The 25,216-nt window shown below is 68.1% G+C and carries 11 protein-coding genes and 1 pseudogene; 2 read left to right on the forward strand and 10 right to left on the reverse strand.

Features of this window, described 5'->3' with window-relative positions:
* Positions 1–193: 193 nt before the first annotated feature.
* The 10 genes and pseudogenes from ACI79Y_RS00795 to vsr form a co-directional block, all read right to left on the reverse strand.
* Positions 194–634: a hypothetical protein gene (locus ACI79Y_RS00795; protein WP_457156664.1), complete on the reverse strand. Its 441-nt coding sequence runs from the start codon at positions 632–634 to the stop codon at positions 194–196.
* Positions 635–1,207: 573 nt separating this feature from the next.
* Positions 1,208–2,296, reverse strand: a complete 1,089-nt coding sequence (locus ACI79Y_RS00800) for a hypothetical protein (RefSeq protein ID WP_457156665.1) — start codon at positions 2,294–2,296, stop codon at positions 1,208–1,210.
* Positions 2,293–2,922 (reverse strand): annotated as a pseudogene (locus ACI79Y_RS00805) (UGSC family (seleno)protein). The gene ACI79Y_RS00800 and the pseudogene ACI79Y_RS00805 overlap by 4 nt, the downstream one beginning before the upstream one ends.
* Positions 2,923–3,350: 428 nt before the next feature.
* Positions 3,351–4,310, reverse strand: a complete 960-nt coding sequence (locus ACI79Y_RS00810) for a hypothetical protein (RefSeq protein ID WP_457156666.1) — start codon at positions 4,308–4,310, stop codon at positions 3,351–3,353.
* 198 nt (positions 4,311–4,508) lie between these two features.
* Positions 4,509–6,452, reverse strand: coding sequence for a GmrSD restriction endonuclease domain-containing protein (locus ACI79Y_RS00815; protein ID WP_457156667.1), 1,944 nt, complete (start codon positions 6,450–6,452; stop codon positions 4,509–4,511).
* Between the two features lie 57 nt (positions 6,453–6,509).
* On the reverse strand, positions 6,510–8,600 hold the full coding sequence (locus ACI79Y_RS00820; protein WP_457156668.1) for a 3'-5' exonuclease: 2,091 nt from the start codon (positions 8,598–8,600) through the stop codon (positions 6,510–6,512).
* On the reverse strand, positions 8,600–14,737 hold the full coding sequence (locus ACI79Y_RS00825; protein ID WP_457156669.1) for a DEAD/DEAH box helicase: 6,138 nt from the start codon (positions 14,735–14,737) through the stop codon (positions 8,600–8,602). The genes ACI79Y_RS00820 and ACI79Y_RS00825 overlap by 1 nt, the downstream gene beginning before the upstream one ends.
* 138 nt (positions 14,738–14,875) lie before the next feature.
* A complete protein-coding gene (locus tag ACI79Y_RS00830) occupies positions 14,876–19,462 on the reverse strand; it encodes a DNA methyltransferase (RefSeq protein ID WP_457156670.1) in 4,587 nt (1,528 codons plus the stop codon).
* Positions 19,462–22,314: an SNF2-related protein gene (locus tag ACI79Y_RS00835; protein ID WP_457156671.1), complete on the reverse strand. Its 2,853-nt coding sequence runs from the start codon at positions 22,312–22,314 to the stop codon at positions 19,462–19,464. The genes ACI79Y_RS00830 and ACI79Y_RS00835 overlap by 1 nt, the downstream gene beginning before the upstream one ends.
* Before the next feature lie 150 nt (positions 22,315–22,464).
* A complete protein-coding gene (gene vsr, locus ACI79Y_RS00840) occupies positions 22,465–22,863 on the reverse strand; it encodes a DNA mismatch endonuclease Vsr (RefSeq protein WP_457156672.1) in 399 nt (132 codons plus the stop codon).
* A gap of 113 nt (positions 22,864–22,976) precedes the next feature.
* Between vsr and ACI79Y_RS00845 the strand changes: the two genes are divergently transcribed.
* Positions 22,977–24,089 carry a DNA cytosine methyltransferase gene (locus tag ACI79Y_RS00845; protein WP_457156673.1) on the forward strand — a complete coding sequence of 371 codons (1,113 nt, stop codon included), beginning with the start codon at positions 22,977–22,979 and terminating at the stop codon, positions 24,087–24,089.
* Positions 24,090–24,096: 7 nt separating this feature from the next.
* Positions 24,097–25,209 carry a DNA cytosine methyltransferase gene (locus tag ACI79Y_RS00850; protein ID WP_457156674.1) on the forward strand — a complete coding sequence of 371 codons (1,113 nt, stop codon included), beginning with the start codon at positions 24,097–24,099 and terminating at the stop codon, positions 25,207–25,209.
* The last annotated feature ends 7 nt before the right edge of the window (positions 25,210–25,216 follow it).

A 25,216-nucleotide genomic window follows, 5' to 3' on the forward strand; every position in this document is an offset into this window, starting at 1 on the left:
CCTCGACTCAGGGTCTCTCGAATCTGTGCGCGAAGCTGATCAACGCTCGGGGCGCTGGTGGGCTGGGCCGTCGTCGTCATGATTCGAACACTAGTTCGATGGACTGACGGGAATGCCTGCTCAGGAGTGGCCGCGCTGCGGCCGTTTGCGGCCCCTCGGGCAGCCGGCCACGACGGTGATCGCGTATCCGCCTTCAGGACCCGGGCCACGACCGCCGGGTGAGGAGCGGAACGGCGGTCTGCCCGTCGTGGAGGTGCAGGCTGCAGTCGATGCCGTCGCGCCCGCGCACGATCGACTCGATCGCGGCACACCAGGCGGCGTCGTCCGGAGTGGGCGTTGCGGGCCCGGGCCGCTCCAGGCACATCGCCAGGTGCAGATCCGCCCGGTCGACGTGTTCAGCGTCGATCACGACCGCGTGCAGGTCGGCGAGGGCGCCGATCACCACCCGGTCGGGCTCGGCCGGGAGCTCCTCGACCGGGATGAGCAGGTGGACCATCGTGCCGTCGCTGCGCAGCCAGGCGAGGAACAGTCGGCGTTGGGACGGCGGCCCGTCGAGGTGCAGCAGGTCGCGCCACCGTTCGGTGAGCTCGGCGTCGCTGGTCACCGGGATGTCGGGGTGCGGTCGGGTCTCCATGGTCGAGGACTCTGCCGTGCACCGGCGAATCGCCGCTGGCGTCGTCCACAGGCCCATCGGCTCGTGCCGTTGACTGGCGGCATGGACGACGTCACCGCCGCACTTCGCTCGGAGCCGGCCTCCCTGGAGCAGGTCCGGGTGGAACTGCCTGCGGTGCCCGGGCTGTACGCCTGGTGGGGGCGGTTCGGTGCGCTACCCGGCATCTCCGGTCCGCGGCACGAGACCGCTGAGCTGCAGCTGCTGTACGGGTCCGGTCCCCAGCCCGCGAACGGCTCGCTCCGCCACTGTGGCTCGCTGAGCGGTGTCGCGGGACATGCCCAGCGGGCGGGTGGTGACCAGGTCAGGGGCGTACTGCCGGTACGAGCCGAACTGCCGGTCGGACCGAGGGACCATGCTGAGGTCCGAGTGCTCCCACTCCGCATCGAGCCAGGTCGCCATGCGAACAACCTTTCACAACCGAGCCCGCTGTTAAAGCATCACCTGCAATCCTTTGATGCTCGTCGAGGTCATGAAGAGTTGGCTCCGAGCACCAGGACGAACTGGTCCCAGGATCGCCCTCTCTCAGCGTGACGGTCAGCGTCGGACGACCGCCGTGCCGATCGTCTTGGTCGGGAAGCCCAGCGTCTGCACGACCGTGGAGATCCCAGCGTTGGCGGCGCCGGCCACCACCACGATGACGTCGTCCGGGGTGCGCAGCGTCGTCACCAGGTCGTCGTCCGGGATCTGCCCGATGTCGGACGCCTTCGCCTCGTCGAAGGCCGCGGCGCCCGGGTGGTTGGAGAAGACGGTGGTCGACTCGCCCCGGCCGGCGGCGCGCAGGGCACCCGCCGTCCGGCCGCTGTGCTCGGCCAGGTACTCGCGGACGTCCTGCTTGCTCATCCCGTGCTTCGCCAGCAGTTGCGCGTGCTCGGGGCCGATGACGACGCCGACCCGGCGGAACCGGCGGGTCATCGACCCGATCCGGCCGCAGGTGTCGGCGATGTCGTTGAGCACGGCCTTCGGGTCGCCGGTGTTGCGGTTGTCGACGTGCTCGGTGCTGCGGGCGTGCAGCACCGACACGGTGCTCACGCCGGCGTCGTGGCCAAGGGTCTCCGACAGCGGCTCCCAGGGGCTGTCCTCCTCGTTCTCCGCGATGCAGAGGGAGAATTTGCCCGCCCAGCCCTGGGTGGCCTGGTCGAGCTCGTGCGGGCGGATGCCGTAGGCGTTCATGATGATCAGCCGCATCGCCCGGCCGACCGTGGCGTTGGCCCGGAACCCCGGCCCGAACACGTTGCCCTTGCTGTTGAAGCCGAGCTCGGTGCGCACCGGCCCGTTGACGACGAGCAGCGGGCCACCGCCGGTGGTGCTCTGCCAGCCGCCGAGGCCCGGCCAGCCCTCGTCGACCGCCGCTTCGAGCGCGGCCAGGACGACGGGGAAGTGCTCGGGGAGGCAGCCGGCCATGGCGGCGTTGATCGCCGCGGCCTGGACGGTGCAGCCGCGCTTGACCTGCGTCATCGTCCAGACGACCTCGGACGGCGAGCGGTCGGTGTGCTCGAGGAAGCGGTGCACCAGGCTCGGGATCGGCGGGACGACGGGGAGGCCGTCGGTCCAGCCGTTGGTGTGGCACTCCTCGATCGCGGCGATGAAGTCCTCGGGGGTGAGGCCGGTCTGCTGCTCGGTCACGAGACCTCCCCGCGCAGGATCGCCATCACCTGCGGTGCTGCCAGTTGGGCGTGCTTCGCGATGCCGTCGGCGTCCAGGCTGCTCACCGGGTGGGGGACGACGGCGAAGGTGTAGCCGGGTGCGCCCTGGATGCGCGCCATGGCGTCGGCGCTCGCCTTGAGTGCGTCGGTGCAGATCGCTGCCGACGGGATTCCGCGCTTCTCCATCAGGATGACGTCGGCCACACTGGCCGCGCTGCAGCTGCCCTAATCACCGACCGCTTCGATGACGAGGTCGCACTCGGCCGCGATGGCGTCGAGCGTCTCGTCGGGCGCCGGCCAGGTGGCGGGCACGGTCTTCCAGATGACCTCGGACGGCGCCAGCTCCGGCTCGACGAGCGCGAAGACCGCCTCCAGCAGCTCGCGGGCGTTGTGCTTGCCGTTGTCCATCAGGACCAGGCGCTTGCCCCGCAGGTCGGCCGGCCGGTCGGCGAGCAGCACCGACCCGCCCTCGACCGCGGCCTGCTCGGTCGGGTCCATCAGTTCAAAGCCCACAGCCATGTCCGCTCCCTCGTATCGTGGTGCGGTCACGCTAGGCAGTGGCCCCGGGCAGCGCAGGACCTCATCCCGGGTGGTGGAAGAACCCATGCCGGGTCAGGCAGGGCCGAGGTCCGGCTGTCGACCCGTCGTGTGCGGCGTCTATACGGCGTGCTTGATGTCGACAGCAACGACGCAAGCGGTGAAGGACGGCGGGGGACTGCTAGGGCGATGGTCTCGCCGACCCGGCTGACAACGGCGCTGGTGACGGCGAGGAAACGGCTGGTTCGACGACGACGGCGGAGCCGAACTCCTGGTGGTCGCTGAGTGGCCGAACGGGCTGAACTGGGCGGCAAGGACTATCGGCTGACTAGGGTGGGCCGAATGCCGCAGCTGAGGACGGCGAGCGTGATGACCCTGATGCCGCTCGATCCTCGGGCTGCGGCCATCGAGCTGTACCCGGCCGATGTCACAGGTCGTCGGACCGCTTCAGCCGCTGGCTCAAGCGGCTTCGGCGGTGCGAACGAGTGTGCTGACCGCTAGAGGCTCTTGAAATACTCCTGCTCGGTGAGATCGGACGCGGCGATCATTTGTGCAATGTCCTCCTCGATGAGGTTCGTGATCATGATGATGGTGACGTCGTCCCACTTGAGGAATCTTGCGGCGTTCAACTCGACAGGGTCTTCGGCATCGAGGTAGGGACTCAGGTCATCGACTCGGACGAGACCGTCATCGAGCCTCGTGTGCCTATGGTGAACGGTCTCCAAGAAGACAGAGTGCCGAAGCTGCACTAAGGCCGCGCTGGTGACGTCCCCTCGAATCCAGTCGCCGTATCGGATGTTCAGCTGCGGGAGAACTTCCACCCGGCGGTCCTCATCATCGGCGTGCACATCCAGTGACCTCGGCCACCGTATCGTGACCCTCTCGGTGGAGCCATCGGTCGACAACAGCCGATCGTATCCGCGGCGGCAGATCGACAGTGCCGCGTGCTCGGTGTAGACGTCCGAGCTGCTTCCCTCGGCGCCCGCCCAGTACCACGTCGGCAGTAGTACGACGGGCGGTTCGCCGCCTCCTGCGACATGGGCGTAGTGAAGATTCAGCGCAATGTCGTACCGATACTCTTGCGCGACCACCGGCTCAGAGGGCTGCTGCAGCTCCTCTTCGTCATGTCGCGAGTTCTGCATTCTCAGCTGGAGCCGCAGTAGGTTGTCTGCCCGTCCACTCCTACCCCGTCGGTGAATCGTGAGGTTAGACGTGTTCGGCGTGTGCGCTTCAGCGGTCGACGGGTATCTGTTTCCCGATGTGGGCCAGCTATTGTGATCGACGTCAATATCCCAGTCGTTCTCGAGGACATGTCGAAGGCGAAAGGCCAACTGTGCCGCAAAGGCGCGCTCGCTCGGGAGCGTTCCGGGCGGGGTGGCCACGAACAAGCTGAATTCTTCGACGATCGTCGAAGTCAGAGCGATTCGGAGGCGCGCTTCTAGGTCCTGAGGCAGCATCGATTCATCCTCGCCTGGCGGCCGAGTGTATGAGAGGGGCGCGCCGAGCACGTGCTCTGACGGAGTATGGCAACGAGATGAGCCGCGGCGGTGTCTGACGGCAGCGAGGTCGGCAAGTCCGAGCTTCGTGGGGGAGCGGCATGCTGTCGAATGAGCGCGGCACGTCAGCACCACAGGAGACGAGGGTAGACGAGCGCCTCACTGTGAGGCTGTCTGCACTTCCTGTCCGAGACGGATCACGTAGTCCCGTAGTCCATGGACGCTCGTGAAGACGTGGTAACCCAAAGCCGCAAGGCCCTCCTCGTCTGCCTCGTCCGGCTCCAGCTCCAGGACGACAGGGGAGCCCATGCCTTCCTGGAGCCCCGCGGGCCAGAATGCTTCTGCGACCGCTAGCACGGTGCCGGACGTCGGGTCGGTCACCTCCACCCCGACCTCCGGCTGGCCGTAGCCCTGGTCCGCGAGCCACTCGATGAGCTCATGGACCGCGGCAATCTGGGGGTCGGACTCGGGCGCCAGCACTACGGATCCCGAAGCGCCGACGTCCGTAACGGCGGACTGTGCGGTGGTTCCGGACAGAAGTGAGTCCAGGAAGCCGTTCGCCGCTTCGGCCAGCAGTTCGCGTCGGGCTTCGAGGAAGTCCATGTACCGGTCGACTCGCCACAGAGAGGGGTCGCCAGGCACCCACTGGCTCGCCAGCGCGCCAGGGTTCTGCTCCTCGATCTCCGCTAGGTACCGAGCGGGGTCGGCGGCGCTGATGGCGAGGTTGGTGTTCTGCGTCAGGAAGCAGAAGTTGGCGACCGCGTTGACGTCGCCCTGCCTGTAGCCGGCCGCGTACAGCTTCGCCTTAGGGAAGATGTGGTGGACCTGTAGACCCGCGAGATGCCCCAGCATGTGTGCGGACAGCGGCACTCCCGAACCGAAGTCCTGCGCGCCGAGAGTGCGTGTCAGCAGGTAGAGCACGGGATAGAAACGGGCGCCGAGACTGTAACCGGAGAAGTCGGCAGGCCTCACCGTCAGGTCGCCGCCGCGCATCTGGCGCATGTTGTCGATCAATGCGTCGATGCCGCCGCCGTCGACTGCGGCCAAGTCCTGATTCAGCACGGTCTCCGTCGATCCGGCGAACCGCCCCCACATACCCGCATGGATGTACCAGTAGAGGAGCTTGTCCCGTTCGGCGGCGCTGGGGACCTTACCGTTGTGATGGTGCAGATAGCGGGTCATCACCGGGAACGCGTACCGCCCGAAGAGAACGCGGTCATGGTCCAGGCCGAGCCGTCCGGCGACGATGTCCAGCAGATGAGAGATCCGCTTGACTGTCTCGGTCAGGCCAGCCTTGACGTTCGGCGTCTCGACCTCGGCCAAAGCCGAGAACAGTGCCTCGCCGGTCACCTCAGCATTGACGTTCCGCAGCAGCCACTCGAGCCGGAAGCTGTATCCCGCCTTGCGCCAGCTGTCGAGGGCCTCGTTCATCTGATGCCGAGCTTCGGGCCACGACGCACAAATCCTGGCGAGTGCCAGGTCCCCCTTGGACAGCTTCGTGCCGCCGGAGTTCACCCGATTGAAGATGTCGACGACGACATCGAGCGTCTTGTCCGCGCCCGTGACCTCTTCGATGTGCACCTCGATCTTCGAGACCTGGGTGATCCGGTTGAGCCGGTTGATGTAGTCCGCAAGTGACGTGCTTCCTTGTTCGGAAAGCTGTTGAGCTCGCGTGATGAAGGGGCCAATCCCTTGGATCATGAGGTCGGTGACGTTGATCCAGGCGGGGTTGCCCTTCATCTTGCCCGGCGCGTAGAACTCGAAGGACTCGTCGTCGAGGTTGAAGTGCAAGCCGGAAAAGGTGCTGGAGCTACCTTCGAAGAACTTCGGCGCTTTGCCCCGCATGACGCCGTACAGGGTCGTCACCCGCTGCTGTCCGTCGAGGAGCAGCTTGACCGTGCCGTCGACAGCCACCGGCCCTCCGCGGGCTGCAGCCCCGTCGGCCTTGGTGTTCCACGTCATGAACGCGCCGATGGGGTATCCCCGGTACAGGGAGGAGAAGAGGCCGCGCACCTGATCGCGGTTCCAGACGTACCCACGTTGGAACTCCGGCAGGGCAATGTCGCCCGAGTCGACCAGGTCGAGGATCTGCTGCACGTTCACGATGGGTCTCCCGGCTGCGCTGTTGGTCTGCTCGAGGCGAGTGGACGGGTTGGCCCGCTATGCCACGGCCGTCTCCGGCAGGAAGGGGGAGGGCATGCCGCTCCAGGTCACCACGAGCTCGTCACGAGCTCGGCTGCAGGCCACGTAGAGCAGAGACCGCTCCTTGGCCAGCGCCGTCTCCTTCTCCGGTTCGGGCGCCTGATCCAGCAGAAAGCGCAGCGGGACGATGGTCGACTCCACGCCGAAAACAACGACTCGGGAGAACTCCATGCCCTTCGCCCGGTGCATCGTCGTGATGACGACGGCCGATCGGGTCGACTGCTGGGTGCTACCGAGGACCTCCACCGGCAGGCCGGCGGACTGCAGGGCCTGCCGTGCGCGCTCCTGATCCGCCTGACGCCGGACCAGGACGCCGATGGAGCTGGGCGCGACGTCTCCCGTCACCCAGCCGTTCACCGTCGCCACGAGGTGGTCGGCCTCCTCGACCTGCGTGGCAAAACCGCGGCTGGTCGGCCTCGGACCGTCGAACGCAGCCCGGTAGCCGGCCACCGTCTCCGTCTCGCCTTCTGAGTCGACGATGTCGGCACCCGAGATCACACCCAGGGCGAAGCGGAGGTTCTGTCGCGACGACCTGTAGTTCAGCGTGAGGCGGCGGGAGCGTCCGCGGGTCTCGATCCCGTACCGGCTGAGGATCAGGCGTTCGCCGTAGATCCGCTGGTGCGCGTCTTCACAGATGAACAGGTCGTTCGTTCCCGGGGCCACGAGGGCCCGGAGGAATCGCCAGTGGCCCGCGTGGAGGTCCTGGCCCTCGTCGACGACGACGTGGTCGTAACGAGCTGGCGCCACCTCGGCGGCGCGGGCGGTGAGCAGCTCGAAGGTCGTCGAGCGCTCGGCTCGGAGACCGCGTTGGAACTCCTCCACGACACGCCACACAGCGGTGCGCTGAACGCGGTTGAGCCGAACAGCACGGCCCGGCCGTTTGGCGGACAAGTAGTTCTCCCGCGCGAGCGACGGCATGCCGAGCATGACGGCCCGGAACTCCGCTGCCATGAACTCCGGCGTCAGCACGGGTACCAGGTCCGGCGGCACGTCGGCCGATGCGACGGCGTCGGCCCAGAGGCGCTCCTGCAGCTTGGCGTCGGCGAGGCGGGGGACGTCACGGTCCTTCTCCCGCACCGTTCGGTTGACGGCCTGGTCGACGCCCAGGACGTCGATCCGTCCCAAGACCTCGGAGGATGCAAGCCTGCGCAACTGCGAGTCGAGCGCGCCCGCCAACGTCCGGTTGTAGGTGCAGAGCAGCACTTTGGCACCCGGCTGCCGCGCCAGGAAGGCGGCCCGGTGCAGGGCGACAACGGTCTTGCCTGTACCCGCGCCGCCGGCCAGACGGAAAGGCCCGTTGTAGACCGGCCGCTCGGCGAGGACGCGCTGCTGCGGGTGGAGGAAGGTGCGCCACTCCTCGAAGTCTCCTTCGATCATGCGCCGCAGCTCGTCGTCGTCCTGGATGGTCACGAACTCCATCCGGGTCACGGGCCGCTGTAGCGACTGCTCGGGGTCGTCCGTCGGCTCGTCGCCGATGCCGTAGTCGGATCGGACGTCCACGAGGCTCTTGCCCGTGGCCAGGTCGAGCAGCGCCTGCTGCTGCCACTCGGGGATGTCGACGACGAGGGCCAGGAGCTCGTCCTCACTGGCCACCCGGACGGCCTGTTCGGCGATGTCGTCGCGGATGCCGACGTCGATCAGTTCGGCGGCGGTGAAGGGGAGGACCTGCGGCGCATCGAGGGGGCGCGGCCTTCCCCGGAACTCCTGGACGACGCGCTGGATCGCTTTCTCCGCGATGAGCTCCATCGCGCCGTTGGCGGCGTTGATCTCCAGACGGACGGAGCCGGCGTACTCGTAGGCGTCGTCGTGGGGCTTGATGGCTGCCATGACCAGCATGTCGTTGGGCAGCGCGAACAGCACGGCTCGGAAGTTCTGGTCCACCCGTGCGGTGCGGACGCGTCGGTCGACGACGTTCTGGGGCATCTTGAGGTCGAGTCCGACCGCGTCGGGGTCGTTGTTCAGCTTCATCATGAAGTCCCAGGCACGGGCCTTCATGGAGCCGTCGACGCGCAGGTCCTTCTCGTACTGCTTCGCGATGACAACGGTCATCAGGAGTCCCTTTCTGCACGGGTGAGAGCGGCCAGGACCTGCTTCGCGTCGACCGGGACGACGGTCCACCCCTGCGCGGTCAACCAGTCGTCACGATCCGGCTCGTCGTCGGCCGCGACGGCCACCCGGGCCGCCGGCCAGGCGAGGTCCAGGACGTACTCGCCGTCCGACAGCTCCAGGCCTGCTTCCGGTACGGGGACGCCGGTCGTGGCCAGTTCCCGGAGAAGGTCTGCGATGGCGCCCTCGAAGGTCGAGGCGACTTCCCGCCATGCAGGACTCATGGCCACCGGGACGGCAACGGTGGCATCGGCGGGGAGCGCCCCCATGCTCCTCGACTGGAAGGCCGACGGCTCGAGGAACTGCAGGACGTTGCCGAGCGACAGCCAGTCCCGCCAGGCGGTGAGGTGGCCATCGGTTCCGACGACGCCATCACGGTCGTCGACGGCCAGGACGGCTCGTACGTCGGTCAGTCCGCGCAGGTCGATCCCCAGCGCTGCGCCTCCGGCGGTCCGGCCCACAAGCACCTGGTGCGGTCCCGGCGGGGCGGCCAGAGGCTCACCGAGCATGTCGGCACGGAGGATCGCCGGGAGTGCCGCTCCTTCGGTCTGGACCGCGTCGGTCCAGAAGCCCGTCGTCAGCGCGAACACAGCGGCCCGCGCCGCAGGTGCCCACCTCGCGGGGGCCGGTCGCAGCAGGAAGGCGCAGAGGACCGAGACGGGATCGGTGAGGACCGCAGTGGCGTGTACGTCCCCCGCCTGACAGAGCTGGACCCCGTACTCGGACGTCTTTGTCGCGACCTCGGGCGTCACCCAACCCGGGCGCGCAGCCCCGGTGCTGTCCAGGGCCGCCTCGAACGCGTCGAGGTCACGATGGGTCAATGCCCACACCAGGACACCCTGCTCACGGAGCTCGTGACGCTTCACCGCGTCGTCCGCCACTCGGTTGCAGTCGGAGTGGGCGTGGTACCGCACCCCGTCGCAGAACACGGCGATCGTCGGCACGCCGGGGTCGTCGGTCACGAGGTCGAAGTCGGGCTTCACGAAACCGTGGTTCACCTGGGGTGTGAGCTTCCAACGCAGTCCGCCGAGCGCTGCAGGGAAGACCACGTCCGCGCGGTCCCCGAAGCTGGTGGCCTGGGTGGTCACCGACGCGCCCTGGGACTTCGCCCAACGGATGAGCAGTTGACGGAAGCGACGCTCGATGGGCGTGTCGTGCGGGCCGACCTCGATGTCACGCAGTGACGGGATCTCCCGCGGGACCCAGTCGCGGAGGACGTCGACGAGCAGCTCGACGGCGCGGTCACGGCGGGCGAACTCGGCCATGTGAGGGGGAACATGCGGCAGCAAGCAGCGGTGGCAGGCGGCGACGTCGTCGTCCCGGCACGAGCATCCCTGCAACGCGTCTAGCGCAGCCTGCAGCAGACGCTGGACCTCCTCCGGTTCGCCGAAGCGGGCGAGGTAACCGGTGCCGCCCGGGACGGTGTCGTGCAGGACCATGGCCCACCGCTCCACCGAGCCGGGCGCGGGGTCCACGGCCGTGACGACGTCGAGGTGGTCGGGATCTCCGCCCAGAACCTCGCGCAGGCCCAGCAGGAGCGCTGCGCGGAACGACGTGAGGAGTGTCCGGTCCACCAGGACGACCGGGGGGACCAGGAGGCGTACCGCCTGGGTCCGCAGTGTGTGGGTCAGGACGACGTTCGTCCAGCCGTCGGCGCGAGGCGACCGACGCTGGGAGCACCACCCACGGTGACGCGCCTCGGCGGCGCTGTTCACCCCGCGCTGCGCCGCCCAGACGACCCCGCAGGAGGTGCATGCCTCGAATCGAGGTGCGGCCTCCTCGGTGCCCGCGATCCGCAGGGAGGCCCCGTTGCGGGCCGACGGCCCCACGTTGATCCACCGGATGTCGGCACGACGCAGGACCTCGGCGCCGAACTGGAAGTCCTCGAGGCCCCAGGCGACGGCGATGTCCGCGGGGTCCGCGTCCACGGTCGTGATCACCGTGAACGACGTCCGGCGACGGTCGTCGCTGTCCTCGTCCCGCTGAGCGAGCTCCCGGGACGCATAGGCGGAGGCCTTGCGGAAGGGCAGGGTGCGGACGATCTGGCCGGTGTCCGCGGCCGCGGGGTCGTCACAGCGGGGGCAGGCGGTGACGACCGTGCTGGCCGGTGCCGACCAGCCGCAGGAAGGGCAGTAGCGCCGGTCCTCGGTCGCCGGATTGCGGCTGCTGCCCAAGTCCACCCCGTCGATCTCCACCGACGTCCCGCGGACGTAGAAGGTCGAGCCGGGAGCGAGTTCACTGAGGGCGGTACGACTGCCCCGAACGTACGTGTCGTCGCTGCGTTCCGCGGCTCCGGACTCCTCGTCCGTCCACCAGAGGGCCACATCCAGGTGGGTCGAGTCGTCGAGCAGGGCGTAGTTGGGCAGCAACCCGACTGCCTCCAGGACGCTGATCCAGTACGACGTCCGCTGTTCGGACAGCGTCCGGCGGATCGCGGCCAACTCCCCGAGCGTGCGCTTGTGGTCGCGCTTCTGCGCGTCATCGAGGGACGGGAGCTGGTCCATCCGGTCGGCCTCTGCCTGCAGGGCCTTCTTCCTGGTGTCCAGCTCTGCGACGTCCTCCATCCAGGTCTTGCACGCAAGTTCGACTGCGCGCTCGATCTCGGGGACCTCGGCTCCCGCGTCGACGCCGGCCCAGCGACGCAGGTCCTCGGCGGTCTCCTTGGAGACTGCGTCGCCGAACCCCTGCAGGAACTCGGTGACGTAGTCCTCCGCATGTGCCCGCGCGTCCGCGATCAGCCGACCCAGGTAGGACGTGGGGGAGAGCCCGCCGGCGAAGACGTCCATCGCCCGCCGGATCGGGCGGGGCTGTTCCGAGCGCGCCTGTCGGTCGACGAGGGAGGCGAGGTACTGACGGCGGAGGATCTCCACGGCGTCCAGGTAGCAGGCCGGTGGGACGACGTCGCCGGCGATCATGGTGAGCGGATCGACCAGTCGCTGGAGCTCGAGCGGGCGAGCAGGGAGCAGGGACAGGACGAGCGAGCTGCCGGTGAGCCGGCCCGCTCGGCCGACGCGTTGCAGGTACGAGGCGGTCGATCGCGGCATCGACGTCAGGGCCACCATGGTCAGGTCGCCGATGTCGATGCCGAGTTCGAGTGTCGGCGTACAGGTGAGCACGTTCGGGTCGCTGGCGCCCTGCGTCGGCTGCTTGAAGCGCTTCTCCAGCAGGACCCGCTCGTCCGCCTGGAGAAGCGACGTGTGTTCCTGCGCGACGATCCGACGGACGCGACCGGCGCGGTACAGGTCCCGGTAGTAGTCCGGCTCGAGCGTCGCGACCGCGTAAGCCCCCGGGCAGGCCACGCGCATGCAGGGCGCGCCGTCGAGCTCGGCCAGGACCTCGTCCGGTGCCGGGACGTCGCTCGAGCAGACCGTGCAACGGAGGACTCCCGGTCGCCGACCCTCGGTTCGGCGCACCTGCACCCGTGACGGGGGGAGCCTCCACACCCGGTTCTTGCCGTCCGTCTGGACGACGGTGAGCACGCCCGCGGACGTGCACGCGTCGAGGAGGGCTCGCACGTAACGGGGTGCATCGACGGTCGGCACGCCCAGCGCTCGCGCCGTCCACCGGGAGTACCAGCCCTTCGGGCCGGTCACGGTGTCGAAGGCCTCGGACGCGGCGGCCGTGGTGGGAAAGCTCGGTGCCGGTCGTCCCCGCGGGAACGCGGGCATGCCCTCTCGACGGGGTCGTCCGCCCCAGATGCTGTAGCGATCCCCGCCCGAGGCGGCGTACTTGTCCAGCCAGGCGTGGTCGATGCCGCCCTGGAGTCGGATGCGCTCGAGGACTCCGCGGGCCCATCGGACGGTCGCCGGCCCACCTCGGCCGCCCAGTTCCAGCTGGACGGTGAGGGCGGCGTCCTCCAGGGCCGTCTGCACGGGGAGCCCCTCGACGGTCTCGAGGACGGCGTCCACCAGGTCGGACATCGACTCGACGTGGACGTGAGCCGTCGCTGCGCCGGTCAGTTCGAGTGTGCGGCCGACACGGGCCGAGAGGCCGAACTCCAGCGTCGCGGCGAAACCCATGAGCTTCGCGACGGCTGCGACGATCTCGCCGACGGGCTCCTCCTGCCAGTAGCGGCGGAAGGTGGCGTGCTCTTTCAGGTCCGGGGGCAGGACGGCGTAACGCTCCTCCGAGGTGTGCGCTGCTGCCGTGAGGTTGTCGCCCACGCGATCGAGCGTGCAGCCGTCCGGTCCGATGGCGCGGAGTAGCAGCGAGCGCCGGTTCAACACGTAGGCCCGTGACTCGATGAAAGAGGCGCGGTGGGAGGCGTCCTGGACGCTGTCGGTGAAGACGAGCGTCTTCTTCTGGACGGGCTCGATGTCGGGGCTGGCGAAGACGTGCCCGAGCGCCGCGGAGGCAAGCGTGGCAACGCTGGACCCCAGGAAGCGGATGCCGTCGTCCAGTCCGCAGAGCGGGCACCGGTCCTTTCGCGCGGCGTCGTCGTCCGGGGTGACGATGACGGGCACCTCGGTGGTGTGCCGCCCTGTCGCGGTGCGGGACAGCTCCCCGGTGTCGCCGTCGACCCACTGGACGCGGGGGTCGCCGGCGGCCCCCTCGCCGGGCGCGAAGATCCACGCCCGCTGGAGCCGCCTCTCGGTCATCGAGCTGCGCCAGACGTTGTCGGGGTTGATGCCGTAGCCGCCCGCTGCCTTGGCGGCGGCGCCCCAGCCGGAGCGACCGCAATGGCGGCAGAAGAGCGCCGCCATGGCCTGGCCGTGCACGGGGGCGACGCCCTCGAACCACTCGAAGCGCGGCGCGACGTCGAGGCGGCGGAGGACCCGGCGTACCTCTCGGAGCCACAGCTGCACGTCCACGGCGAGCAACGGGCGGCCGTTCTCGTCCCGGGCCTCGCTCAACATCGCCAGGTAGGCCGCGACGGCTGCGCGGGCCTCGCGGGGGCGTGCGGCCCAGCCGGGCTCGATCTCGGCGGCGACGTCCGCCAGGTGCCGGGCGTCGGCGGCGGCCGTCACCAGACGACGGGTCAGGGGGTGCGCGCGGAGCAGTGTGCCCAGCGCGCGTTCGTCCGCGGCGGCCGCACCGAGGAAGACGTGCTGTGCCGCCTCCACGACCTCTTCGTGGGACGTGCAGAGTGCGAGGGCCTCGGCGACCTGGTCGAGGAGAGGGACGGACCCGCGGGGCCCGGTTGCCCATTCCTCCGCGGTGAGCCGGTTCTCACCCACCACCGATTCGGCGGAGAAGGTGGTCCCGAAAACCGTCTCCGCGAAGTCGCGGAGTGCCTCGGTGTTGCCCGCGCTGTTCCCGAGAGTCGCCGAGGTCGCGACGGGGGCGATGCCCGTCAGAGGACCGTCGATCCCGGTGGTGCCGATCGCCATGCCGAGACGACGCAGGAGCATGGCGACGTCGGTGCCCTGGGCGCCGTCGTAGGTGTGGAACTCGTCCAGCACCAGGTAGCGCAGCGAGTGGCCTGCACCCTCGAACAGCGGTCGGTCCTCGCTCCTGAGCAGGAGCATGTCCAGCATCTTGTAGTTGGTGAGCAGGATGTCCGGCGGGTTGCTGCGCAGCTCGTGGCGGTTGCCGATGACCGAGCCCTCGGACATGGCCGAGGAGTCGGGGGAGTCCCCCGTGTAGAGCCCCACCCGGACACCGCCGAGCTCGTCGGGGTGGTCGTGCACCAACCCGGCCACCCGTCGGGCTTGGTCGTTGGCGAGGGCGTTCATGGGGTAGAGCACCACCGCCTTGATGCCCGGGACGTGGCTGTTGCGCCGGCAGTGGTCGAGCAGCGGGACGAGGAAGCTCTCGGTCTTCCCGGATCCGGTGCCCGTGGTGACGAGCGTCGGCTGCGGCGGGTGATGCAGGGACGACAGCCGTTGCCAGGCCTCGGCCTGGTGGCGGTGCGGAGTGAAGCCACGCGGTACGAAGCCGAGCAGGTTCTGCCAGCCGTCCTTTGCCGGTCTGAAGGGCAACCGCAGTCGGACGAAGGGGCCGCGGAAGACGCCGTGCTCCTCGTCCGCGATGAATCGCTCCAGTTCAGCCCGGACGTCTTCGTCTGCGAGCGCGAACGTGGTGCCCAGAAAGCTCGTGAGCGAGGCGCGCAGCTCCTCAGCGACCAGCGACGGCAGCATGGCCTTCCCCGTTCCATGTCACGGCGCCCACACTATGCGTAAGAACTTCGCCATCCTGGTAGCCGTCGCCCGGTCGAGTCGCTGGTTTCGACGACCCGACCGGGCGATCCGACGCTGGCGCGCCTGACGAGGTGTGGCTCAGCGCATCGCCAGGCGGCGGGAGAACTCGGCGTGGGCGATGGCCATCTCGGCCTGGCGGTCAAGCCCGGTGAAGGGGGGGGCATACCGCCCAAGGCGGGCGCGCTCACCCTTCTGTTCGTACTCCCTGACGACGTCAGCGGGTACTTGGCGACCATTGGCGTCAATCTTTACTCCACGCTCGTCCTTCTGAAGCACCGGAAACTGCGTTCGATAGATGGTGGCAAGCTCTTCTGCGGAGATGCCTATGGCTATTGCTGCCAATGCGTCTAGTTCCACGAGAGCTTGGCGCCGCTCGCTCGCTAGTCGCAATGGCGTGACAGCTGACCACTCGGCAGAGACGGCGCCGAGTGCGGACCCTGAAATGCTTGCGGTCCACGAGTCATTTCGCCATGAGCTTTCGTAAAGGGTCTCCCAGAGAGATGCGTAGGCCCTCGTCATGCAGTTGAGTCGAAGCACCCTTAGCATCAAGCCTGGAATTGCTGGATGCTCACGGGGATGAGGGAGGCGTGATACGAACTCTGCAGTTATATTCGTAGTGCCGGTGATTTTCGGGAGGTAGTCCACGACTATGGATGCCCACATGCCTGCGGCGATCACGGTGTCCTCAATCGGTCGCGTTGTGAGTGATCGAACGGTATGCACATGAGTTGGGCCTGGCGGGATTATCGCCGGGAACAGCATCCGGGCATTGGATGTCTTTGCCATATCTCTCCACGCAAGTCGAAAGAACTCATTGGACGGCTTGCCGCGCCAAGTCCTGTATCCGGCGACGAAGACGCCTTCGTCTACTGCCCTTTGGTAGTTGGTCCGCGGAATGGCGTCCTCGGGAAGGAGTTCCAGATCCCACGGCGTGTAGTCTTTATTGCTTCGCATTGTAGGATTGGAGGCCTTCGCATAAGGGGTCGCGACTCCAAAATGCGGACCTTGAAGAATGGTGTCAGCTAGTGTCGATGGAACGTTGGACGCACTGCGGAAGAATCCGCGCTCGCGATCGGAAGTCTCATGCCAGCCCGTGGACCAGTCGAAGTCCACAAGGCCGAACCTCGGAGCTTCCGCGATCTTTCGTAAAACGCTTTGGCTGGCGTCAGTGACGGGATAGAGCATGCGTGTCTCGAGTACTGGGGTGTTTGCCTCCTCGTTAACGAGTCCCCAGCTTCTTAGTACATCTTCGGTAACGGTGATAATCCGCGCGGCATGAGGTCGGACGTCCCATGTGCCGGAGGTATCTTTCAGAGCAGGGTGCTCCCCAGTGCCGTCGTGTTCTAAGGAGCGGTCGACCGTGGCTGGATGGTAGATCCAGGAAGCGTGCTTGAACTGGACGCCATCCTCTTTTCCATAGATGTGCACGCCGTACGTCTTCTTGTTGTCGATCTCGAAGAGGTGGAGCTCGTTCCTGAATTGCCAATGTCGACGTAGTCGCGGATAAGTTTGTCGCCTGAGGCCACCGGCGCGACCCTCGGTGAAATGAGACTCAGGGTGAATGAGGCCGACAATCCCATTCGGGCACATCGTTCGCCACGTGCGGTCCATAAAACACCGATATAGATCTGGTTGCGTGCCAGCGAGAAGCGGGCGATCCACCTTGCTCCCGAGATGTTCGCTCAGCCCAGCCAGTGCGGCTCGGGCATCCAGGTAGCGGTCGGTCTCGGCGGGGGAGGCCAGCGCAGCCGCCCGGCGGTCTCTGACGGCCGCGACCGACGGCTTCTCGGCCAAGCCGAACCAGGCGTCGGCCTCCGCCAACGTGAGGGCGTCATCCCAGTCCGGACGCACCCACGGCGGGTTACCCAACTGCAGGTCAAAGCCCCCATTGCGGGCGAAGACCGGGCCGAAGGTCAGCTCCCAGTGGAAGAAGCCCTCGCGCCCTCCAATCTGCTCGCACACGCGCAGCCACGGGTGCTCGTCCAAGACTCGGGTGACCCGGCGGGCTTGGCTCCAGGCGAGGTCGTCGTGTTCGGCGGTGTCCAGATCGTCCCAGCTCTCGACGTCGGCGAACATGCCTCGACCGGCCTTCGCCTCCGCCTTGCTGACGGTGCCGAGCAGCATCTCCAGCGCACGCAGCCAGTGCTCGCGGGTGGGGGGAGCGAGGTCCGTGGTCACCGGCCAGCTCCATAGTGCTGCCCAGGCGTCCATCACCCGGTGCAGCCGCTGGTAGACACCGTCCGGGTCGGTGAGGACCGCCTCGATCTGCTCGCGTTGCACCGCGCCGGTGCCGGCGGGCAAATCGTCGGCGCCCCACACGTCGATGTGCCGTCGGGCCTCGGCCTCGGCGATCTCCAGACGACGCAGCGCCAGTCCCCACAGCACCTCGACGCGCTGGGTCAGTGCGGCCAGCCTCTTCTGCTCGTCCTTCGACAGGACCGAGGTGACCTTCTTGCGCCAATCCGCCAGCTTGGCCCGCACCTCGGGGGCCAGCTCCTTCGCCTCCTTGGTGTCCGCCACCGCTCCCCAACCCGCCGCGGGCAGGAGAAAGTGGTGCACCTCGCCGGCCGCGACCTGCGTCCTCAACGGTCGGGGAGTGGGCACGGTGGTGAGCCACGCCTTCTTGTCGAGCTCCTTCTGCGTGTAGACCTCCCGGCGGGCACCGATGAGGGAGTTGCCGCGGCGCAGGTGGAGGCCGAACCACGGCGCCCGGAGCCCCGGGTGCATGGCGTCGAGCCACAGGGTGATCTCGGCGAGCTCGACGGCGGTGGCGTTGAGGTCGACTCCGTAGCACTGGTGGAGCGCGATGTGCGCCTTGACCCTTTGCAGTTCCGCCGGGTAGTCCTCAGCGGGGATCCGAGTACCGACTTCAGCCTGACGTCGGCGGAGGTACTGGTCGGCCAGCTGGCGAACGGCCTCCACCATGAAGGCACCGGAGCCCAGCGCCGGCTCGCAGATCGTCAGCGACAGGATGTCCGCGGCGGGTGTCCTCCTGCCGTCCTGGTCGAGAAGCTCGGCCAGTGAGTGACTGACCACCAGCTGGGTCAGCGATTCCGGCGTGTAGTAGCTGGCGCTGCGCTGGCGGTCGTAGCCGGACAGGCGGAAGACGAAGTCGCCGGGGGCGTAGGTGACACGGCGGAGGACGCCGGTCTCCGGATCGGTCACCTGCACGAACCAGGACTCGTCGAAGCCCTCGGTCGCGGACTGCGGTACGACCCAGGAACCCTTGCTCCGGTCGCCGTCCTTGGCGACCTCCACGGAGGGCACCGTGGCGATCGACCCCGTGTAGGACATCAGTCCCTCGTAGACGGCGCCGAGCTGGTTGATGCCGAGCTGGGCATACGACACGAAGCCGCGGTCGCGCCCCTTCTGCTTCTTGCTCAGGAGCAGCCGGCTCAGCACCTGTTGCAGGCAGCGGTTGCCGAGGCCGACCTCGTCGATCAGGGCGACGGCGTCGTCCGAGAAGAGGTCTGCGCGGAGCGCCTCGAAACGCAGCTCGCCGCCGTCGTCCGCCGGCGCCTCCGTCAGCGTCTGGGTGCCCGCCCCGTCCAAGATCTCGGGTGGGTAGCCCTCGTTGACTAGGCGGAAGAGGGTGGCGAGCGACTCGTAGAAGTGGCGTCCGTTCTGCGCGCTCTCCGTGGTGAGTTCGGTCAGGACGAGTTCGCGCAGGCGGTCGAGCCCGTACCCCTCGGAGTACTCGGGCGCTCCGGTGGGCAGCACGCCCAGCTCCGGGCGCGCCTCCGCATAGAGCAGAAACAGGACGCGATAGAGGTAGCGCAGGCACTGGCGGGTGAGGTCGCGGGCCAGGTCGGGCACGTCATCGGGTAGGCCGTCCAGGCGCCGGCGGCGCAGGACGTCGGTGGCGAGGAGCTCGATGGACTCGCGGATGCCGTCGCGGAGGTCCTGCGAGACGCCGACGGCGTGCTTGACCGACTCCTCGAGGAGGGTCAGCAGGAGCGTCGATCCGTCGTCTCCCGGCATGAGGGTGTCCGCCGACAACAGCGCGGCTGTCAGCTCCAGCTCCCCGGCTGCTCGCGTGTCCCGGCGGTCGCACACGGTGGCGAGGTCGACGGCCAACCACCGCCCCTCCGGCCAGCTGCCCCGCTCGGCCAACAGCAGCCAGGCTCCGGCGGTCACCAGCACCAGGGCGGGCGGTTCCTCACACTGGAACACCTCGCTGATGACCGTGACCGTGGCCTCGACGGTCGCCGAGCCGAGCCGGGCCGGGGTGAGCAGCCGACCCTTGCCCTCGGCGTCGAGCAGGTCCTCGACCGTGCCGGCGTCGTAAGCCTGGAGGATCAGGAGAGGAGTGCCCTCGGGAGCTCCGGGCTCTACGGCGGCGACGGCCAGCTCTGCGCCGCCACGTTCACCCACCCACGCGCCCTCGTCGCCCGGCAGCTGAAGCGCAGTTCGGACGGATGCGTGCAGCCGGCGCAGGCCGTCGGGGTCATCACGATCCATCGCGGCACGCTCGCGAAGACGTGCCAGGTCGACGCCGTAGCTGCTGGCCAGCGCGAGCAGACCAGAGCGAGGTGTGGCCTTGTTGTGCTCCTCGCGCTCCTTCCACGTCGCCCGAAGCGACCTGACCGTCACCGGGAACTGCTCGGCCAGCCAGTGCTCGGAGACGAGGTCGTTGCCGACCACGATGCTGTCGAAGCCGGACATCACTGGCCTTCCTTCCGGGGGAGCAGGAGGAGCAGCACGCGGACCATCGGATCCGGACGGGCGGCGAGGCTCTCTGCCAGCTGGTTCGCATCTCGGCGGATGCGCTCTATGTCGCGTCGCGACTTGGTTGCCAGCGCCGGGGCCCGCGTGGAGGCGAGCGCCTCGGCCTGCTCGCTCCAGCCTGCGATGCGCTCCTTCGCCTGCTCGATCGGTTCGACGACGGCAGCGACCCGCAGGTCGTGCAGCGTCTGCATCCAGCGGCGCATCTGCGACACGGCGGCCGGAACCAGTGGCTGGTGAGGCAGGAGGTCGATCTCGGCGCCGGTGTTGGCGCTCGCTCTCGTGAAGCCCGAGTCGTCCAGCAACGCGGCGACGTCCTCCACGACCATCGGTTCGGCGGCGCCGTCGTGGAACTCCTGGGCCACGATGCTGCGGAGGACGACCTGGCCTCGGTGGTTGCTGAGGGTGCCGAGCGTGATCGCGGTCGGTACTTGCACGTCGGCAAGCGCAACGGGGACGTGATTGCGACCGAGCTGTGAGAGTGCGCGGTCGACGGCCCAGTCGAGCACCGGATGCAGCGGCGAGAGGTAGTGCGCCGTCGGCCACTGGGTCGTCTCACCGGCACGGGCGAGGCGTAGCGACTCCTCGGCCGCCGAACGCGTGGTCGCGAGCAGGAGTCGATCCCGGACCTTGCGCTCGGAGAGGTAGCTCTGCGGCAGCGCAGTGAGTCGGGTCATCAGGTCAGCCGGGGGGACCAGCTCGGCCACGCCATCGTCGGTGTGCTCGCGCCATCCGACGCCGCCCGCCTCCGGTGACGCTGCCGGCGCCTTGAACGCCTCGTGCAGCGCTTCCCGGAGGAAATCGACCTCGCTGGCGAACAACCCCCGCTCCTCCCATTCCGGGACAGCAGGAGGGGTGGCAGCGGCGGCGGCGTTGAGGAACTCGAGCACCGCGAGCCCCGAGACCGCAGGGGTGAGCTGTGCGGGCTCGGGCACCACCTCGTCCAGATCCAGGCCCTCGGCCAGGGCCTTGCGAATCGCTGCCTCCTCACGATCGACGTCATGGAGGTCGAGCAGGCTCGCTGCGTCTCCCAGCGCCGTGTGTGCGGCGTGCTCCTTGTCGAGAAGCCTGGTGATGACGCGCACGTCGCCGCTGAAACGCTCGTCGGACGTCGTGAGGGCCAGGGCCGCGATCTGCGGTGGGTGGACCTGTCCGTAGCGATCGATACGGCCGTTGCGCTGTTCGATCCGGATGAGGCTCCACGGGATGTCGACGTGGACGAGGTGATGACACTGCTGGTGCAGGTTCACGCCCTCACTGGCAACGTCGCCGGTCAGGAGGACGCGAATGGGAGAACCGGAGCGACCGAACGCGTCGACGACCTCGAGCTGCTCGGTGTCCTGCATGCCGCCGTGCAGGACCGCGAAGGCGTCGTCCGGCAACTTCAGCGCCGCGGGCAGGGTTCGCCTGAGCCAGCGCAGCGTCGCGAGCCGCTCGGTGAAGAGGACCACGCGGATGTCGCTGCCACGCCGGACGCCGATGGACCGGAGGTGGGCGAGCAGGGCATCGAGCTTGGCCGAGCCCTCGCCCTCCGCCACCTCCGCCAGTTCCGCGAGACGGGCCAAGGCCGAGCCCTCGGCGGTGTGGCTCTCTCCCTTGTCGGCCAGAGTCTTCTGCCGGTTCTGCACCGTCTCCAGCAGCGCGGCCGGTGACGAGAGGAATGCCTTCGCCAGAGTCCAAGGGAACAGGTGACGCCCCTGACCCGTCACGGGCGCTGCCCCCTCGCGGGGATGGAGCCAGACCTCGGACAGTTCTGTGGCGAGCGCGTCTTCGGCGGGGGAGGCCACCACAGGGAGGACCTGCGGCACCGGCCGCGCGGCCCACGTGGTGTTCACCTCGCGCGCCACTTCCGGTGAGTTGCGGTGGCGTCGGATGAAGAGGTCCTGGATGTCGCGCAGGTCGTAGTCGGACCGGTCGACGATGGCCGTGGGGTCGAGCAGGTTGACCAGGTTGGCGAAGGACTCGGCGTCCCCGTTGTGCGGAGTGGCCGACGCCAGGATGAGGGCCTCAGTGTTCGGAGCGACGGTTCGCGCGAGCTGGCTGTTCAACGTCGACGACCGGGCCAGGTTGTGGGCCTCGTCGATGACCACGACGTCCCAGCGATGGTGCTCCAGGTGGGTGCGGTACCTGGCCGACTTCAGCGTGTCGATCGAGACGATCACCTTCGGGAAGAAGGTGAAGGGATTCCGGCTCGCCGGCAGCTGCTGACGGACCTTGGCGATGCCCTCGGAGTCGAGACGCACCAGCGGAATGGCGAAGCGGGTCCACAACTCGAACTGCATCTGCTCGAGCACGTGCCGGGGTGTCACGACGAGGACCCGGTCGGCTCGACCGCGACGCTGCAGCTCGGCCAGCGTCATACCGATCTCGAGGGTCTTCCCCAACCCGACGGCGTCCGCGATGAGCAGGCGGGGGCGGAGCCGCGTCGGATCCAGCGCCTTCTGGACCGCCTGACGCTGGTACTCGTTGGTGTCGAGGAGCATGTGCTGCGCCACGGTGAGACCCGGCTCGTGCAGCGGAACCGGCGTCTTTCGGCGGACGGCCTCGACCCACAGTCGGCTGCGCCGGAAGTTGGGGGAGGTGTCCTGAACCAGCTCCGCCTTTGCTGGATCGAGCTGCTCGATCTTGTCCAGGGTGTCGAAGAAGGTCGCCGTGGTGCCGCGGACCAGCTCGGTCCGACCGACGCAGCGGACCTTCCAGCCGTCACCGGCGCGCTCGCTGGAGGAGACGACCCACTCCTCGTCGCGGACGACGACGACGCTTCCCGCTGGATGTGTCTGGCCGACGGACATGGCCCTCCCTCGTGGCGCTGAGCCTCAGCCCGGCGACTGTATGTGAGGCGTCGAGGGGGGCGGTGGTTGGACGTCCATCCTGTCTCGTAAAGCGACAGGCGTCCGGTCCGCGTCGCTCGCGGCGGCTGCCGTCGGGGCGGGCCCGGTTGATCAATCGGCCGTACGCGGAGGATCGCCGGCGGCCTCGCGCACGGCTGCCTCGACGGAGTCGGCGGCACTCACCGGGTCCTCGTGCTCCCAGTAGCGGAGGACCGTCCAACCCAGCGACGTCAGGTGCTCGTCGGTGTCACGGTCCCGGCGCACGTTCTTCTCCAGCTTGGTGGCCCACCACTCGGCGTTCGTCGCCGGCGCCGTCCGATGTTCGGGGCACGCGTGCCAGAAGCAGCCGTCGACGAACACCGCGATGCGCCGCCGGGTGAAGGCGATGTCGGCACGCCGGCGGGGGATACCGGGGAGCGGCCAGTCGACGCGGAACCTCAGTCCGCGTCGGTGCAGCAGCCGCCTCAGGGCGACCTCAGGGGCGGTGTCACGGCGGCGCTGTCGGGACATGCGTCGCGTCACGGACGAGTCGAGCGGCCGGGGAGAGTCGATGAGGCTGTGATCTTCCGTCATCGTCGGTCCGTCGCCTCAAGATCGTCGTAACGGCCGGCTAGTCTTCCGTCGTGCAGTCCGCGCTCTCGCCGTCATCTCCCGTGTCTGAAGGCGAAGCCCCGAAACCGCAAGCGACGGTACTGGATCTGTTCAGCGGTGCCGGCGGGATGACGGCGGGATTTCACGCCACCCGCGCCTTCCGGACCGTCCAGGCGGTCGAGATGGACCCCCAGGCGGCAGCGAGCTACGCCGCGACGTTCGGGGACATCGTCCACGTCGGTCCGATCGGCGACTGGCTTCGGACCCGGGAGGTCCCGTCCGTCGACGTGATCATCGGGGGGCCGCCATGCCAGGGCTTCTCAACTCTGGGGAAGAGGGACGCGGAGGACGTGCGGAACGTCCTGTGGCGCGATTACGCGCAGACGATCGTCCGAGCCCAGCCCAAGTATTTTGTGCTCGAGAACGTCGGGGCTTTCTTGAAATCCAGCCAGTACGCAGACCTCCGAGCGGCGACCGAGCCCAATGGTCTGCTGGCGGACTACGACTTCGAGGCGGGCCTGCTCAACGCTGCGGACTACGGAGCGGCACAAGCGCGGCGTCGGACCATTCTTATCGGCCATCGGCGAGACGTCCCATCACCTGGGCTTCCGACGCCGACGCATGCAGGTCGACACGTCACGCTCCTGGACATCCTGGGTGGGGTACATCCACACGTGCAGACGATCGACCTGCCTGAGCGTCGCACGCTGGTCGGCGGCCGCTCGTTGCCGGGTGCCTTTTCCACGTCCGAGCTCCACATCGGGCGTACGTACTCGCCCATCTCGATGCAGCGCATTCGCTCCATCGAGGGTGGTGGCAATCGCTTCAACATCCCATGGGAGCTCCTGCCTGACTGTTGGAAGAAGCACACCACCGGGTCTGCCGACGTCATGGGGCGCCTGTCCTGGGACAAGCCGTCTGTGACCATTCGCACCGAGTTCTTCAAGCCCGAGAAGGGGCGTTACCTGCATCCGGTGGAGCACCGTGCTCTGACCCATTACGAAGCCGCCTTGATCCAGGGCTTTCCGGAAAAGCACAAGTGGGTGGGGTCGAAGGTGTCCATCGCCCGGCAGATCGGCAACGCCGTCCCGATTCCTCTGGGGAAGGCCATCGCCACCCACCTCGCTCGCGCGCTCGCGGACTAGGACGGCAGTGGGTCCCTTCAGGCTGCTGGACCTCTTCGCAGGTTGTGGAGGCATGACGCGGGGGTTTCTCGACGATGGCTCGTTCGTCAGCGTCGGGGCGGTCGAGGTCGACCGGGCGGCCGCTGCAACGTACGCAGCCAACTTCGGCTCGATGAGTGGTCACACCTTCGCCGGCGACATCGCCGACTATCGGGAGGTGCCGCATGCCGATCTGGTGATCGGCGGGCCTCCCTGTCAGGGTTTCTCGGCGCTCGGGAAGCGTGATCCTGAAGACGTGCGCAACCAGCTCTGGCGCGAGTTCGTCCGGGTCGTCCGTGAATCCGACGCCCAGATGTTCGTCTTCGAGAACGTCGACCGGTTCGCGAAGACACCGGAGTTCGAGCTGTTGCGCACTGCAGCGAGCGATGGCGGCGAGCTTGCCGAGTTCCGCACCCAGGTTTTTCGTCTGAACGCCGCTGACTTCGGTACTCCGCAGAAGCGAATCCGCACCATCATCATCGGTTCACGTATCGGACCTGTGGTCGAGCCGACTGAGACTCACGCCAGGAACCCGACCGGCGGCAGGCCAGGGTGGGTGAGCCTGCGTGACGCCTTCCTTGCCGGTCCTGTCGTCCTGGAGCCGGGCGTACGCGATGAGTGGCTCCCTGAGTCGACGGCAGACTTCCAGGGCGTCCAGGTCCCCGGCCCCTTCAAGCTGAGGGACCTGCACGTGACACGGAGGTACGACCTCCTATCAGAGATCCGGTACGCACACATCGCACCGGGCAGGAGTCGACTGCAGCTCCCTGTCGAACTGCAGTACCCCTGCTGGAGGAAGAACCCTGCGGGTGCCAGTGACGTGCTGGGGCGGCTGCGTTGGGATCAGCCGGCGGTCACCATCCGAACCGAGTTCTTCAAGCCGGAGAAGGGGCGGTTCCTCCACCCGCAGTGGGAGAACGGTGGAGAGCAGGTCAACCGCGCGCTCACGCACGCCGAGGCCGCGGTCGTGCAGGGCTTCGACGAGCGCCACGTCTGGCACGGGACGAAGGCCGAGATCGCCCGGCAGATCGGCAATGCGGTGCCGCCCCCGCTGGCGCGGGCGGTCGCAGGTGTGGTGGCTGACCGCCTGCAGAACGGCTGACTCCCCG

Source organism: Modestobacter sp. SYSU DS0875, from assembly GCF_054050915.1.